Origin of the sequence: Pedobacter sp. MR2016-19 (genome assembly GCF_014947265.1) — a bacterium.
Lineage (GTDB): Bacteria > Bacteroidota > Bacteroidia > Sphingobacteriales > Sphingobacteriaceae > Pedobacter.
Genome location: NZ_JADCNK010000007.1, coordinates 59,747 through 77,002, shown reverse-complemented (window position 1 = coordinate 77,002; position 17,256 = coordinate 59,747). Strand labels below are relative to the sequence as shown.

Annotated in this window: 10 protein-coding genes; 7 read left to right on the top strand and 3 right to left on the bottom strand. The window is 40.8% G+C overall.

Annotated elements, in window-relative coordinates:
• The first annotated feature begins 10 nt into the window (after positions 1–10).
• Genes IM793_RS11660 through IM793_RS11650 form a run of 3 tightly spaced genes read left to right on the top strand, consistent with a single transcriptional unit; the run spans position 11 to position 4,438 of the window.
• Positions 11–1,957, top strand: coding sequence for a RagB/SusD family nutrient uptake outer membrane protein (locus IM793_RS11660; RefSeq protein WP_193421493.1), 1,947 nt, complete (start codon positions 11–13; stop codon positions 1,955–1,957).
• Between the two features lie 23 nt (positions 1,958–1,980).
• Entirely contained in the window at positions 1,981–3,183 is a 1,203-nt protein-coding gene (locus IM793_RS11655; RefSeq protein ID WP_193421491.1) for a DUF4959 domain-containing protein, read from the top strand.
• Positions 3,184–3,214: 31 nt separating this feature from the next.
• Positions 3,215–4,438, top strand: a complete 1,224-nt coding sequence (locus IM793_RS11650) for a DUF4998 domain-containing protein (protein WP_193421489.1) — start codon at positions 3,215–3,217, stop codon at positions 4,436–4,438.
• A gap of 175 nt (positions 4,439–4,613) precedes the next feature.
• On the opposite strand, the gene IM793_RS11645 is transcribed toward IM793_RS11650, so the two are convergent.
• Complete coding sequence (locus tag IM793_RS11645; protein WP_193421487.1) at positions 4,614–5,348, bottom strand: NUDIX domain-containing protein; 735 nt, start codon at positions 5,346–5,348, stop codon at positions 4,614–4,616.
• Positions 5,349–5,540: 192 nt separating this feature from the next.
• On the opposite strand from IM793_RS11645, the gene IM793_RS11640 reads away from it, so the two are divergent.
• From IM793_RS11640 to IM793_RS11625, 4 genes are read left to right on the top strand one after another with little or no spacing between them, the layout of a single operon-like run.
• Positions 5,541–7,778, top strand: coding sequence for a TonB-dependent receptor (locus IM793_RS11640; RefSeq protein ID WP_193421485.1), 2,238 nt, complete (start codon positions 5,541–5,543; stop codon positions 7,776–7,778).
• Positions 7,779–7,810: 32 nt separating this feature from the next.
• Positions 7,811–10,132, top strand: a complete 2,322-nt coding sequence (locus IM793_RS11635) for a glycoside hydrolase family 3 protein (protein ID WP_193421483.1) — start codon at positions 7,811–7,813, stop codon at positions 10,130–10,132.
• Positions 10,133–10,177: 45 nt separating this feature from the next.
• Positions 10,178–11,065, top strand: a complete 888-nt coding sequence (locus IM793_RS11630) for an alpha/beta hydrolase (RefSeq protein ID WP_193421481.1) — start codon at positions 10,178–10,180, stop codon at positions 11,063–11,065.
• 12 nt (positions 11,066–11,077) lie between these two features.
• Positions 11,078–13,525, top strand: a complete 2,448-nt coding sequence (locus IM793_RS11625; protein WP_193421479.1) for a glycoside hydrolase family 3 N-terminal domain-containing protein — start codon at positions 11,078–11,080, stop codon at positions 13,523–13,525.
• Positions 13,526–14,472: 947 nt separating this feature from the next.
• Here IM793_RS11625 and IM793_RS11620 read toward each other — a convergent pair.
• Entirely contained in the window at positions 14,473–15,816 is a 1,344-nt protein-coding gene (locus tag IM793_RS11620) for an alkaline phosphatase family protein (protein ID WP_193421477.1), read from the bottom strand.
• An 8-nt stretch (positions 15,817–15,824) separates the two neighbouring features.
• Complete coding sequence (locus tag IM793_RS11615; RefSeq protein ID WP_193421475.1) at positions 15,825–17,249, bottom strand: tetratricopeptide repeat protein; 1,425 nt, start codon at positions 17,247–17,249, stop codon at positions 15,825–15,827.
• Positions 17,250–17,256 lie beyond the last annotated feature (7 nt).

The window sequence follows — 17,256 nt, the reverse complement described above, 5'->3', positions numbered from 1 at the left end:
TCTAACGGAAATGAATAAGAAAAAAATAATTGCATTAGCTGTCGTTTTCACAGTCTTTTGTAGCATAACATCCTGCAAAAAGTATCTGGACATAGTTCCTGACAATGTTGCTGTGATCGAAAATGCATTCAAACTTCGTATCGAAGCCGAAAAATATCTCTTTACCTGTTATTCTTACTTACCCAAAAATGGGGATGGCTGGTATAATGCCGGAATGATGTCGGGTGATGAAATCTGGCTGCCCCAAACAGACAAGGCACATTGGCATCCAGCCTTCCAGATTGCCCAGGGGGAGCAGAATAGAAGCAGGCCCTTATTTAACGAATGGGGTGGAGACTTAAAAGGAGGAGACGGAAGATTTAACTACCTCATGATGTTCAGGGCCATACGCCATTGTAACATCTTTCTTCAAAATATCAAAGACGAAACAAAAGCGCCCGATCTGGGGATAGCTGAACGGGAAAGATGGATCGGAGAAGTAGAGTTTTTGAAAGCCTATTACCACTATTACCTGATGAGGATGTATGGTCCTATACCGCTTATTGATGTAAATGCACCCGAATCCTCGGATCCTGAAGGGCTTTATTATAAACGTGCCCCAATAGATGAGACTGTAAATTATCTCTCGGCACTTTTGGATGCGGCGGCTGAAAAGCTGCCACAACGGATTTCTGATGAGAATAAAGAACTGGGTAGAATAACCAAACCAATTGCGCTTGCTGTCAAGGCAAAACTCCTTTTGATGGCTGCAAGTCCGCTATTTAATGGGAATTCGGATTATGCTGGCTTTAAGGATAAAGAAAATACAACATTTTTCAATCCGGTGTTCGATCTTAAAAAATGGGAAAAGGCAAGGGATGCAGCCAAAGCGGCAATAGAGTCTGCGGAGTTAAATGGCAGTGCCCTTTACACTTATACTAACGATTCATATGGCTTAAGCGCAGAAACAAAAACTCAATTGAACATCCGCAATTCGGTAACCACCAGATGGAGTACTGAACACGTTTGGGCACTTTCAAACAGTTATTTTGTGAATGAGGCCCTTTGTATGCCACCAATGGCAGGCATCGCAAATGTGGATAGATTCCAGTTACAAGGTGTTTGGGGAGCTCCGTTGAAAATTGCGAAAATGTTCTACAGCAAAAACGGTGTACCTATTGAAGAAGATAAAACACTGGATTTTGGTAATTATATGCAAACCAGGGTAGCCACTACCTCAGAGCGTTTTACAATTGAACCTGGATTTGCAACGGCAAGACTTAATTACGACCGTGAGCCAAGGTTTTATGCTGATCTGGGCTTCGATGGAAGTAAATGGTATATGAAGGATGCGACCAGCACAAGTAGCGACGTAAACTCAGTATTCGTCCAGTCAAAAAATGCAGAGCGATCTGGATTTGGTCATTTTACCAATTGGAATGAGACGGGTTATTTTATTAAAAAACTTGTTCATTGGGAGTCCACTACGAATACCAGCAATGCCCCAAGCTGGAAGAGCTATCCCTGGCCGGAAATAAGACTGGCTGATCTTTATTTGATGTACGCTGAAGCTTTAAATGAAGTGGAACCCGGTTCCGTTACTGCAATCAGCTATGTAGACCGCGTGAGAACCAGGGCCGGATTAAAAGGTGTTGTAGAATCATGGACAAATTATTCCAAGAGTCCATCTAAGTATACCAGCCAGACTGGCCTTCGGGATATTATTCGCAGAGAACGCCTGATCGAACTGGCATTCGAAGGTCAACGATTCTGGGATCTCCGCAGATGGAAACTATCTGGCGAGGAACTCAATAAGGATATCACGGGACTAAGTATTTCGGGTAAGACAACCGAGAGTTATAATATCGAACGAACTATTTTCAGCCAAACATTTATAGCGCCGAGAGATTATTTTTGGCCGGTTGGAGACAATGAAATCAGAAAGAACCCCAAACTTGTAGAGAACCCTGGATGGTAGTATTTATTTTAAAGATAAAAATCATGAAATTAAAGAAAATAATAAATTACTTACTGCTGTTCACATTGGTATTTGCCCTGTTTTCCTGTAAAGAGGAAGAACTTGGTGGTCCAACAGAGCATGACGGAACTGTTCCGCAAATGGTAAGTAATATCCGTGTTGAGAATCTGAGCGGTAAAGCCAGAATTACCTACAAGTTACCAAACGATAAGAATTTATTGTATGTAAAAGCAGTTTTTAAACTGGCTAATGGAACTAATTTTGAGGCCAAATCCTCCTTTTATAAAGATACTGTTGTAGTTGAAGGATTTGCCGATACACTGGAGCATCAGGTATCACTGTATTCTGTAAGCAGGAGCGAAGTACTTTCGCAACCAACTATGGTAAAAGTGAAACCCCTGGAAGCCCCATTTCTTAAAGCATTTAAAAGCATTCAGGTTATCGATGCTTTTGGTGGATATAATCTGGCGGCTACAAATCCAACACGGGATAATATTTCCATAATTGTAATGAAGATGAATGTTTTTAAGCAATTTGAAGTCGATAATTTTAGGAGCATATTTACCCGTACTGACTCAATTTTATCGAAAATCAGGGGACTGAGTACAACAAAGCAGGAATTGGCAATTTTTGTTAAAGACAAATGGGGAAACAGCTCAGACACGCTTTACAAAACAATAAATCCAATATTTGAAGCCAAGCTTGATCCATCACTTTTCCGGGCTTTGGTATTACCTGGCGACGCTCCTCAGGTTACCAACGGTGCTGCGCTGAATTATGCCTGGGATGGCAGACTCGGATGGCCTTATACAAGTTTTACCCATCAGATCAATGGTGGTAATGGGCCGCATATGGTCAGTTTTGATACTGGCGTTTCTGCGAAATTAAGCCGGGTCTGGATTCGCCCTTTCCCTGAAGGAATAAGATATTATTATCTCTCTACGATGAAAAGGTTCGAAATCTATGGTTCCAGTAGCCCAAATCTAAATGGAGCTTTAGACTCAAGCTGGATTCTGCTGGGTAGATACGAGGTTAAAAAACCTTCTGGATTGCCTTATGGGAACGATAATGCAGAAGATCAGGCCACTGCAGCAGCTGGTTTTAGCTGGGACATTGATCTCGCTGCTCCTAAAGTGCGCTATCTGAGGATCAGATGCCTGGAAAATTGGGCAGGCGGAACCGCGCAAAGTATCAATGAAATAGAGGTTTATGGCTCGGTACAGTAAACAATTTGATTCATTATTTAGAACTAAGGAGATGAAATACAAAATAAAGAAAACCGTCCTTGTTTCCCTTGCAGCAGTAGTGCTGTTTGGTTGCTCTAAGCCGGATGATTATAAAAAATACCTGGATGGAGGAGATATCCTTTACTCGGGTAAATTGGATTCTGTTAAAATTAACCCAGGTAACAATCGTGTACAGTTGACCGGCCTTTTAAAAGCCGATCCGAAAATCAACAGGATTAAAATCCTCTGGAATGATCAAAAAGATTCGATCGAGTATTCGGTAAATATGAATACAGATCCCCGAAAATTCAGTCAGATTTTTAATGTTGAAGAAGGGGTACGCAGCTTTTTAGTGTACACTTTTGATGCTGCAGGGAACCGTTCTATTGCTGTTAATGCCGTAGGGCGGGTTTATGGCCCACGTTATGCTGCTTCATTAACCAATCGTGTAATTGGCAGCGCAACCCAGGCCAATGGCGAAACTGCCATTGATTGGCTAACCATTGATCCTTCGGCCGGACCTTTCGCTACTGAAATCAGGTACAATTCGACAACCGGATTAAAAACTGTCAGGGTACCTATAGCAAGCGAACGTACCGTGTTGAATGATCTCGCAGGCACGGCCTCTACAATTAGCACCAGGACCTTGTACCTGCCCACTAAATCAAGTATAGATACTTTTTATACGGAATTTGTTCAGGTTGGTGTTTTAAAGGATGTTACTGCTCAGTATCTATCAAACACCAGGATACCCTTTACTACCAGTGTGAAGGGAGACAGATGGGGAATCCCAACTGGTTGGACAACCAACGATGCTGTGCGAAATTTCAGGCAGGCAGCAGGCGTATTTTATGGTGGGGTAGATGCCTGGTTTGGCGGCCCTCAACTTGCTATGGAAGCGGGATGGTCAGCAGATAATATGGTTACAATTACTGATGGTAAAATTTATCAAAGTCCTGTTTTACCGGCCGGGTTGTACACCTTCGAAATGGATATCCCCGATTGTACCGCAGGGGGAGACTTCTACACCGTGGCAGCCGACGGAGATGGCATACCTAATACAGGCAACATCACATCTTCATTGGCCTACGCCAAGACTAATGCAAAAGGTACATATAAGATTACTTTTACATTGACTACCGAAAAGAAAGTGTCGCTTGGTTTCGTTGGCAATGTTCCAAATAAAGGCGCTGGAGATGGTACATTCTGGAGAATTAGTCAGGTTCGCCTGAAATATTTGCCCAAAACTAATTAGGTAGTTTTCGTGAGCGCCAGATACATTCTGGCGCTTTTTTTATAATTTCATTGTTTTGGGTTGCCGATTCCGGAAAAAGCTTTTTGTCGACTCTGTCTGGACCCATCAGCTGTAAATTTCAAAATTATTACAAAAAATAATTAATGGTTGCTTTAATTCAACTTTATTAGTCAGACTAAAACCTAAATTCGTTTATTGCTTTCTCATAATTTTGCTCATCAAACCTATAGAGGTTCGGAGCCTTATGTGCTCCACCTTTTCTGGGTTCGTCAAGTTTGATCAGGATATTGTAACGCATCATTTTTCTGTAGAAGTTTCCCCGGTTCAACTTTTGTCCAAGTATGGTTTCATATAACGATTGTAGCTCTGGCATGGTAAAGGTTTTGGGAAGCAGGTTATAGCCGATAGGTTTGTAGCTGATGTGTTCCCTTAACGTACTTAACGCTTTTTGTAAAATTACTGCATGATCCATCACCATATTAGGTAGTTTATCAACCGGGATCCACTCACATTTGTCAGAAAAATTATCTGCAACAGGAGTTACCTGTGTATAATCCACCAGGGCGTAATAGCCGATGGTGATAAAACGTTGCTTGTGCCATAGATCATCCGGATAGCTTTCAAAATAGCCTTCCGAGCGGTTAAGATCGCCAAACACACCAAAATTATTCAGAAAGATTTTATCCGCTCCACTCCGCTCGAACAAGATCCGCTTTGCTGCATCATCGATAGATTCATCTTTGTTCACATAACCTCCCGGCAGGATCCAGTTGTCTTCATTTTTCATTTTCAGCAACAGTACTTTTAAGCTGTTATCGCGAAAGCCAAACACCACACTATCAATTGAAATATGGGGCAGGGATTTACGCCACATTTCGGCACTCGCATCTTGTATCTCTTGAATAATCATTGCTGTAAAGTAATGTTTTTTAGACACCGAAATTAATAATTTGTTTTTCTTAATTAAACATCTTAATATTGCTTCATAATGAAGCAATGAGAAGTCGCTTGATTTTTTCTAACCAATTTATCTCGCCTCAAAAATTTTTATGCTTCAAAAAACAATCAATAAAATATCAGATAGTTTAATTATTCGTTAGTTATGAGCACCCCTAAAAGCATTTTACTGTTTTTAATGTCGGCATTTTCCATTCCTATATTTGCCCAAGATCCTGTAAAAAGAGACTCCATCCCACAAAAGAAAATTGTAGAGAAAAAAGAAGAAGATAACCGAAATGTAATGCTCAACGCAGCAAACAATACCGGGCCAAGAGATGTAAATATTGGTCTTCCTTCAACTGTTGGAGGTATTACCATCCAGGAAAACGATTTGCCTGTAGTGTATTTTTTCTGGCCCGAACTGCCTAACAGAACATGGCGCCAGAGTGTAAGCCTGGCCAAAACGGGCCTGCTAAAAATAGGGGAGTCGGTTATTACCACTGGCGATCTGGGTTTCGCGGTAAACTCTTATACCAAACTGGGAACGCCAAAGTTCGAACTGGCAGGTAATTTGTCGGCCAGTCATTATGGTTGGCTTAAAGGCGATGTAAATGTTTCCGGGCCATTATCCAATGGCTGGTCTTATGTAGCCGGTATTTATCAGAACTATGATCCAAATTCATTTGATGTTCAGTTTTCTAACTATTCTGATAAAACCCAGATTTATCGTGCCGGTTTAACCAAACGTTTTAAAAAGGATAAAGGTGAGATCAGTTTCCTTTATAAATATGCCAAATCTATCTCTTTAACCAATTATGCGGTTTTCCAGTATAAGGAAAACGGGCAGGTGCAAGAATTGGATAATTTCAGGATCGGTAGGGATTCTTATATTATCAATGATGGAACGGTAAAAGTTAAAGATATTTTAACCGGAGAATTCAGTTATAAAAATTTAGGGAACAACGATGCTGCCTCAACTTCCCAGTCTTTTGATGTGCTGGGAAATTATAAACTGGCTAACGGATGGAAGTTTAATTTTTCTACCCGTTTCAGGTATGCAGAAGCAACAACACTTACAACTATTCCGCTAAGTATTTTCCAAACTGCTTCAGGTGGTGGATTTTCTTATCAATCAACAGGGGAGGACTATGCCGGAAATGTAAATTCGATGTTGGCTTTGAGCTCGCCAAAGGTGCCTACGAAAACGGCCATGTCCAGGTTTGAAATTACAAAAAAAGTAAATAACCATGATTTAAGAATCGGCTTAACCGAATATTTTTATGATGTAAACAAATTTACCTCGAGCCGTTCTTTCTACTACCAAACCGTAGAGGCCAATCCCCGGAAATTGGTTAGAAATACTGCAGGCGGTAGTTCAAATACCGATGCGGATGGTTTTTATAACTATAATGTTGGCGGAGAATATCATAATGGATACGAAAATAAATTATCGGCTTATTTTTCTGATAAATGGGAAATTTCAAATAAACTATCCCTTAACTATGGCCTGAATTTACGCTACCAAAAAGTTAAGGGCGATTACTACTTAACCCCAAGAACCAGTGGTTTTGTGTTTGATCAGCGTCAGAAAACCTATATCGATAATAATTGGTTCCACCTTGGCGGATCTGTTAATGCGGTTTATAAAATTACCGATAAGCTGGGTCTGTTGGCTGATTTTACCTATGCAGAAAACAATGGTAGGCTAGAAAGTTATTCTGGAGCTGTTGTACCCAATGTGGATAAAACAAAAAGTCCGTTAGGTGCATTTGGGATTTATTTTAACCATGATAAATTTAGTGTAGTTTCCCAGGCCACCTATCTTACCAGAAACAACTATCAGGCACGGCTAAACCTGGTTAATCCAGGCAATGGAAGCGATTCTCAGGTGGCTACTGTAAATTATGATATCCAGACGGTAGGCTGGACTACCGACATTGTAACCAATCCATTTAAAGGGTTTAACCTGCACTATCTGGTAACTTTTCAGAACCCGATCTATAAAAACTATAATTTTAACGCTTTTGGTAATAGTTACTCTTACGATAATAAAAACGTACTGGAGATTTCTAAAATCTTAATGGAGATCGATCCGAGTTATACCTATAAAAACGTAAAGGTTTGGGCAAGTTTCCGATATTTCAGTAAGCAGTTTGCCAACCTCACTAATGCGCTTTATTTCGCCGCAAGGTGGGAAACCTTTGGAGGTGTAAACTATAAAATTAACAAACACTTTGATTTTGGCGTAACTGCGGTAAACTTCTTAAACCAGACCGGAGCTAAAGGGACAATCAATGGAGCAGAGCTGATTACCGATGCCTCAGCTTATTATAACCAACTTTTAGTAGGCTCGTATATCCGTCCGTTTACTGTTGAGGCCTCACTTAATTTTAGGTTTTAACATCAGAAAGAGCCACATGTAATAATAAACAGATGAAAAAAATTACAACAACATTAACCCTGGGTGTTTTAGCCTGTTTTGCGGTAAATGCACAGCAAAACGATGGTTTTACGCTGGTAGAAAATAACAATGGTGCAACACTCGGTTATTCGTCAGCCTCAGGCCTTAAAATTTTAACTATTGGGGGTAAAAAATTTAAGGATTTAAATAAAAACGGTAAGCTGGACAGGTATGAAGACTGGCGTTTATCTGCAAGTGAGCGGGCTAAGGACCTGGCCTCAAAAATGTCGGTTGAGCAGATTGCAGGTTTAATGTTATACAGCCGTCATCAGGCCATGCCGGCAGGGATTTCGGGTTATAATGCAGGCACCTATAATGGCAAGGTTTTTCCGGAAAGTAAGGCCCAAGCCTCTGATCTAACCGATCAGCAGAAACAGTTTTTTAAGGATGATAATCTTCGCCACGTTTTAATCACCAGTGTGCAAACGCCGGAATTGGCTGCCATTTGGAACAACAATGCACAGGCCTTTGTAGAAGGAATTGGCTTGGGGATCCCCGCTAACAATAGTACAGATCCGCGAAATACCGCTTTAGTTACCAGCGAATTTAATGCAGGTGCCGGAGGCAAAATTTCTTTATGGCCCGATGGTTTGGGCATGGCGGCTACCTTCGATCCAAAAATTGTGCAACAGTTTGGCCAGATTGCCGCAAAAGAATACCGCGCACTGGGCATTGCTACGGCTTTATCTCCTCAAATAGATTTAGGCAGTGAACCCCGTTGGTACCGTATTGCCATGACCTTTGGCGAAAGCCCTTTATTAACTACCGATATGGGCAGGGCTTACATTGATGGTTTTCAAACTTCTTATGGTAAGCATGAAATTAAAGATGGCTGGGGCTACAATAGTGTAAATGCTATGGTTAAACATTGGCCGAGTGGTGGGGCAGAAGAAGGTGGCAGAGACGGGCATTGGGCTTATGGCAAATTCGCCGTTTATCCAGGTAATAATCTGCAGCAGCATATTGATCCTTTTGTAAATGGTGCATTTAAATTAAATGGAAAAACAGGTAAGGCTTCTGCCGTAATGCCCTATTATACCATCACTTTCGATCAGGATAAAAAGTACAACGAAAACGTAGCCAATAGTTACAGCAAATATATAATAACCGATCTGCTGCGCGATAAATATGGTTATGATGGTGTGGTGTGCACCGATTGGCTGGTTACCGGAGATGAGGGTAAAACGCCAAACCTATTTGCAGGAAAGCCCTGGGGAGCTGAAGCCTTAAGTATTGCAGAAAGACATTACAAGGTGTTAATGGCAGGCGTTGACCAGTTTGGTGGTAACAACGATAAAAAACCGGTTCTGGAAGCCTATAAAATGGGCGTTAAAGAATATGGTGAGAAATTTATGCGTGCACGTTTTGAGCGATCAGCAGTGCGTTTACTGAAAAACATTTTCCGTGTAGGGCTTTTCGAAAATCCTTATTTAAATGTAGCCGAAACTAAAGCTACTGTGGGTAATGCCGAGTTTATGAAAGCTGGATATGATGCGCAGCTTAAATCAGTAATACTCTTAAAAAACAAGGCAAACATTTTGCCGCTCAAAGAAAAGAAAACCGTTTATATCCCTAAAATTTATTCAGCTCCTACCAAAGATTGGTGGGGAGTTTACACACCTGCCAGGTTAGATTATCCTGTAAATTTAGAGTTGGTTAAAAAATATTATAACGTAACCGATAATCCCGATCAGGCTGATTTTGCCCTAGTTTTTGTGACCAGTCCACAGAGTGCCGAAGGCGGTTACGACATTAACGACAGGAATAACGGCAGCAATGGTTATGTGCCAATTTCATTACAATATGGCACTTACACCGCAGAATATGCAAGGGCAAAAAGTATTGCCGCTGGCGATCAGGTAATTGACCCAACCATTAAAGATCGCAATTACAAAGGCAAAACGGTTACCGCTGCCAATACTATGGATTTAAGGACCATTTTAGATACCAAAGAAATGATGAAAGGGAAACCAGTAATTGTTTCGGTTACAGCGTCAAAACCAATGGTCTTTAATGAATTCGAAAAGGCGGTAAATGGTATTGTACTAAATTTTGGTGTATCAACACAGGCTGTTCTGGATATTATTTCTGGCAGCACAGAGCCATCAGGCCTGCTTCCGGTACAGATGCCAGCGGATATGAAAACCGTTGAAGAGCAAAAAGAAGATGTGCCGTTCGATCTGGTTCCGCATCAGGATACCGAAGGCAACCGTTACGATTTTGGCTACGGCTTAAACTGGAAAGGTGTAATTAAAGATGCCAGAACAGCGCAGTATAAAGTTGTGAAACCATGAAAAATTTAAAGTTCGTTTTAATTCAGTTCACTAAAATATAACATCATGAAAAATAAAATTACCTTAATACTGCTAGTCGCTTTAAGTTTCTCCGTGTCGGTAAAAGCCCAAGAAACTGTTAAATTATACAATGGCGTTGCCCCGGGATCAGAAAATTGGAAACAAAAGGAGGCACAAACCTATTCCGAACTGTTTAAAACAGAAGTAGTTTACAACGTTACCTCGCCAACTTTATTGGTTTACAAAGTGCCGCAAGGTGTTCAGAATACGGGAACAGCCATTGTAATTGCGCCTGGAGGAGGTTTCCAGAGTTTATCCATCAACAGAGAGGGAATAGACCTGGCCAAAAGGTTAAGCGAAAAAGGAATTACGGCCTTTGTGCTAAAATACCGTTTGGTAGAAACCATCACTAACGACCCTGCAAAAGAAATGATGGATAAGTTGAAAGATCGTGCCACTTTTGAAAAACAGACTGCACCCGTAATCGAATTGGCTGCAGAGGATGGTAAAAAGGCACTGGAATATGTTTATGAAAATGCATCAAAATTTGGTGTAAAAGCCAGCCAGATCGGGATTATTGGTTTTTCTGCTGGCAGTACGGTTGCCATGCAAACGGTGTTAAACAATAATACAGTTTACATTCCAAATTTTGTAGCCTCTATTTATGGTGGTCCGGCGGCTGATTTGCTGCAAAAACCAATGCCAAAAAAGGTTACCCCAATGTTTGTTTGTGCAGCCAGCGATGATCAGTTAAAGCTTGCACCAAGAAGCATCCAGTTATACAATAAATGGCTTGATGGTGGCTATCCTGTAGAACTCCATATGTACGAAAAAGGTGGCCATGGCTTTGGTATGGGCAAACAAAACCTACCTGTAGATAGCTGGGCCGATCGGTTTGAAGATTGGTTGAAATATCAAAAGTTAATGAATTAATAAATATAGATTATGAAAAAGAACCATGTTAACGGGGTGCTTAAGCTTTCGCTGATGGGGGTATTGGTATTTGCCAATATCTCCTGGAAAAATGCTTCCACAAATGGAAAAAACCCAACCTTAACCATAAACAGTTTTACCTTTGAAGATATGAACAGAAACGGTAAACTGGATAAATATGAAGATTACAGGCTTCCGATAAGCGAACGGATTGATGATCTGATCAGCAAAATGACCGATGAAGAAAAAGCATCAATGCTAATGGGTACGGGAATGCCTGGTTTCGACGGACTTACACCAGTTGTTGGCGCTATTGAAGGCCGGGTGCCGGGTGCTGCGGGCGGTACTTACAAAATTAAACGGTTGGGCATCCCCGAAATTATTGTGGCCGATGGCCCGGCCGGTCTGCGTATTAAACCCATCCGTGATAACGATAAAAATACCTATTACTGTACCGCTTTTCCTGTTGGTACTGCATTGGCCTCGACCTGGAACCCAGAATTGATTCAGCGTGTTGGTAAAGCCATGGGGAATGAAGTGAAAGAATATGGTGTTGATGTGCTTTTGGCACCTGCTTTAAACATCCACCGCAATCCGTTAAATGGACGTAACTTTGAGTATTATTCAGAAGATCCCTTAATTGCCGGTAAAATTGCAGCAGCGATGGTTAACGGTATCCAATCGAACGGGGTTGGTACTTCGATCAAACACTTTGCGGCAAACAACCAGGAAACCAATCGCCTATCCATCAATGAGCACATCACCGAAAGGACCATGCGAGAGCTTTATCTGAAAGGTTTTGAGATTACCGTTAAAGAATCAAATCCCTGGACGGTGATGTCATCTTATAATCTGATCAATGGAACCTATACCTCTGCAAGAAAAGATCTTTTAACAGATATCCTCCGTGATGAATGGGGATTTAAAGGTATTGTAATGACCGACTGGTTTGGTGGTTACGCTGGTTTCAATGCTTTAAAAGCAGGAACAAGCAATGTGGTAGCACAGCTAGAGGCTGGTAACGACCTGCTCATGCCAGGGCTTCCTGCGCAAAAAGCAGCCATTTTAGAAAACATGAAAAACGGAAAACTTTCTAAGTCTGTAGTTGATACCAATCTCAGGAGGATTTTAGAATTGGTTTTTAAATCGCCAACCATAGCCAAATACAAATATAGCAACAAGCCTAACCTTAAAGCCAATGCAGAAGTAACCAGAAATGCTGCCGCTGAAGGAATGATTTTGCTTAAAAACAACAATAACTTATTGCCCTACACTGCCAAGGCAAAAGCAATTTCGGCCTTTGGCGTAACTTCTTATGATTTTATTGCCGGTGGTACCGGAAGTGGCGATGTAAATGAGGCATACACCGTTTCCTTGATAGAAGGTTTAGAAAAAGGCGGTTATCAATTAGATGCCGAACTGAAAACATTGTACACTCCATTTGTTGCAAAAGAAAAAGCTGCAGAATTGGAGAGCCGTAAAGAGCGTGGTATTTTGGCTTTGCCACAAAGATTGCCAGAACTTGAATTAAACAAGGAACTCATTGCTAAAAAAGCAGAAACTACAGAACTGGCCATTATTACGATTGGCAGAAACTCCGGTGAAGGAGGGGATAGAAAGGTTGATAACGATTTTAACCTTGCTGCAGATGAAGTAACCCTAATTAATAACGTAACTGAGGCTTTCCATGCAAAAGGGAAAAAAGTGGTGGTAATTTTAAATATTGGCGGGGTAATTGAAACTGCTAGCTGGAAAGATAAAGTTGATGCGATTTTATTATCGTGGCAGCCAGGCCAGGAGGGAGGAAATTCTGTTGCAGATATTATCTCGGGAAAAGTAAATCCATCGGGTAAACTAACGATGACTTTCCCCATAAAATATGAAGATACGCCATCGGCTAAAAACTGGCCAGGTACACCTATCGCGAATCCGGAAAACGTGACTTATGAAGAGGGGATTTATGTAGGTTATCGCTATTTCAATACATTCAAGGTAAAACCATCGTTTGAATTTGGTTATGGTCTGTCTTATACAAATTTTGAATATACCGACCTTAAATTGAGTAGCAAAACTTTTAATGGAAAGTTAACCGCATTCATTACGGTAAAAAATACTGGCAAGGTTGCCGGTAAAGAAATTGTACAATTGTATCTTTCAGCACCACATCAAAATATTGATAAACCCGTTGAAGAACTTAAAGCTTTTGCTAAAACCAAGCTACTTAAACCTGGTCAGTCAGAAACTTTGCAGTTAACCCTGTCTCCGAAAGATTTAGCCTCATTTATGGAAAGTAAAAGTGCCTGGATTGCTGAAACTGGAACCTATAAAGTGGCAATTGGCTCATCATCTTTAAATATAAAACAAACTGCTGAATTCTCTTTGCCGAAAGAACTGGAAGTGGAAAAAGTGCATAAAGCGTTTGCATTAATTGCTCCAATTAGCGAGCTGAAAAGTAAATAATCTACGAGGCTGTATCAAAAGTGAAATCTAGGAGTTAAGGCTAGAATTTATTTCGTTTCCCGTCATTCTCGCGCAGGCGGGAATCTTAAAGCGCTTTGAAATAGCATTAGGATTCCCAATTAAATTGGGAATGACGGCGTATCAAAATATAATTTGCTTAGTGAAGCCAACTTAAATCTTTTTGATACAGCCTCGTTTTTTCAATATTGTATTTACTCGGCAATCCATTTGTCGGCCACTTTGCACTGAAATGGAGGGGTGCACTATTAGTTAAATATATAATGGATGGTAGAAGCTCCATAGCCCGGGAAGAATGATAAGCTCTGAACAACTTTCTTTACGCGGATTATTATTGTGCTCTTCTTATGGAAAAAATCTGACTGGCAGTTCATCAAAAGGAAAATACAAAAGCTATTTCTACTATCATTGTATTTCGCCATGTCGATTTAGGATTAATGCAGTAAAGCCAATAAGGTTTTTGAAAAGGATTAGTAAATCTTAAACCAATAAACACCTGGATTGAATGAAGAGTTTAGTTAATATATCTGATTAATATCTAGTTGCGTAAAATAAAAAACGAGACAACCAGCTTAAAAAACTGATTTGTCTCGTTTGGTGCTACTGGCAGGACCGTTATCGAACTTTTTCATCGATGATTTAAAACGAATTGCGGAATTGATGATCAGTATAAAAAGGAATTTATCTATCCAAAATCTAAACGAAATATTGATTAGTATCTATTAAAAAAAATCAAGAGCAAATCAGGGAGGGTACTTTGTGCTTTCCAAAAATACTGACAAATAAAAAGATATAATTACAGTGTTATTTTGGATTGGTTTACAAGCTTGAGTTTGAAGCGGGTTCCGTCGAGGAATGCTGGTTTTGCAAAAAAAAACAATCATAATTACTTGAATTATGATTGTTTTTTCGACTGATAAAAGGATTATTTATTTAATGAATTCAGTTCTGGCCTTGCCCTCGGCATCTGTTAACTGGATACCAAGTATTTTAGCGGCTGTTGGGGCTACATCTTCAAGGTTAATGGATTCCAGAACAATGCCTTTTTTTATTCCCGCACCTGCAATGATGAATCCCGTACGGATTTCGGGGCTATCGGGGAAATATCCGTGGGCGCCACCTTTTTTAGGGACAGAAAGTGGTCCGCTGGCGTTATCTTGTATGTAAACGCCCTTAGCGGCAGCCAATGCAAAGCTGGCGTGTGGATCTGCACCGATTTTGTCAAGCTCGTCCCGTTCTACTATTCTGAACATCTGTTTGTACTGGGCAGGTAGATTGGCCAGTTTCTGACGTACTTTTTTAAGGATAGCTACATCTTTACTATTTTTAAGATGAAAAAAAGTAGACCCTCCGGCAGATTGAAATTTAGCAACCGGTTCTTCTTTTCCTACTTTACTATCAATACTCAGTTCACTCAGCCAAACGTTTGGTGAGAGTGTTTTCTCAACATCTACAAATCCGTGATCACCGGTAATAATTATCGCAGTACTGTCCTGCATGCCTGCTTTTTTAATGGCATCCAATAAATTCATTACAGCATGGTCTGCCGATGCGACAGCCCTGCTTACGCCGTCACCAGATCTCCCTTCTTTATGCTCTGCACCATCAACTCCCGCAATATGTATGCTTAACAGGCTCGGCTTGTATTTTCGAAGGATATAAGCTGCCATACGGCTGTTATTCTCATCCATGGCCAAAGAACTCAGGTTTAAATCCTCCATATCGATATCTCCAATAGCATATTTTTCCATTTCCTCCAGCAAGCCTTTAGGGGTTGCCAGTGTGGAGATTGCGCTCTTACGATCGGCCATATTGGTTTCTGACCAAATTTCAGGTAAATTATAGTCTATCTCTGCGCCAACAGAGATAGGCCAGGAAACAGATGCAGATTTTAACCCTTTTTTTCTGGCAGCCTGCCAAAGCGTTTCTGCTTTAATTTTTTTGGCATCAGTAGTCCATTCGTATTTGTTGTCCTCATTTGGCATGTTGTTATAAGTAATGCCATGTTTAGCAGGGAAGGTGCCGGTAATCAAAGTCGTGTGAGAGGGGTAAGTTACGCTTGGGAAAATGCAGCGCACACCTTTTGCATAAGATCCGTTTGCCATGAGCTGCTGCAGATTTGGCGTTGGCCAGCTTTTGTCCAGGTAAAAATCAGGGCGGAAACCATCAATACTCACCAAAACCACGTATTTAGCTGTTTGCGCCTGTGTACTGATAGAAATGGCGATAAGGAAGATCAGGACTATTGTATTTTTAAAAATGTTCGGTTTCATTTCTTTAATCAATTAATAAATGGGAAAATTTCTTTTGCTGTTTTATTACCAACCAGCACTTTGTTCATGTCATATTTCATGGTAACTACGCCACTTGCGATATTATTGGTAAAATCATCCATTCCCCTGTTTTTAGGGATAAATGAAGGAATCTGCGCAATAAGGTCACTGGGTTTTACATTTGGGTTGTTTAATTGTTCAGTTTGGGAAACCGGAAATTTAATGCCCAGATCGGTCATCCTTCTTCCTTCTGAAATGAAAACTTCCTGTCTCATTCTATAAACAAGGTACAACAGCGCATCTTGGGTGCTTGCAGCATCGATATCTGCTGCGGTTACTTTTGTGCCTGAAATTGTTGAAATATTAATGTTGGCTGTTTTTCTGTCTAATACATAACCAGCACGTTCCACATCAGTATCATCAAACTTTACCTTCACCGCGGTCAAGGGGTAGTCGTTTCGGTTACCGCCGTTCCGCGTTTCTTTTACATCACTAAAAGTAGCAACTGGTCTCTTGGCAATTACATCTGTCAACAGATTTTTTAAAGTTGTTTTTGCACCGGTAAGATCATTACTGGAAACCTGGATTTCGGCCAAAATCAGATAAGCTTCTTCACCTTTGAGGTAACTTACCGGTTTCTGGTCGAGCGCAATCGTTCCGGTATTATAATATTTCGGATCCAGAAAGTCCAGACGGGGAAGTGGCGCAAACTCATTGGTTGTTGAAGAGAAAAGATAGGTTTGAAAATCATTTGAAGCTGAATTCTGCCCATCAAAAACCTGTTGTTTCAGTAATAATGGGGTTGTCATTACTGCCGTTGCAAATGTTCTTGCCTGTGCCGCATCGCCAAGATCATAATAAACCCTCGCCTTCAAAAGTGTATATGCTGCTTTTTCAGTGGCGTTGGTTTGTAAGGAAATCGCCTGATCCAAGGAGGAAATCGCCATTGCATAATGTTGGGCTGGGGAAAGCACAGCCCCTTTAGCGGTACCTGGGAGACCTGTAAACAATTCTCCACTTAGCACATGCGCATAAGCATTTATAAAATACATTTCTGCTTTTTGTACTGGAGTGGTTGATTTATCCGCATTGACAACAGTGGTTAAGCCGTATTCGGACATTTCCCTTAAACGTTGAATTGCAGACTGGATATTGTTCACATCCAGATCAAAATTGTCTATCTGCGGAATATCAAACACTTTGTTGCTCAGGGTTCTGTTGTTGAAATAATTGTCTGATACCAGTTCTGTATTCACGATGACCTGGTTCATGGTCAGCGCCATCTGACGCTTTAATCCCGACAACCAGGTGGTTGCAACGTTGGTTGTGGTCAAATAAACCTCATCAGTAATGTTGGGGTTGTCTTTTGCGCAGCCTGCAAGCAGGATACATGCTATTGTTGCTGTAAGAAAGTTTTTTATATATGTTTTCATTTGTTTA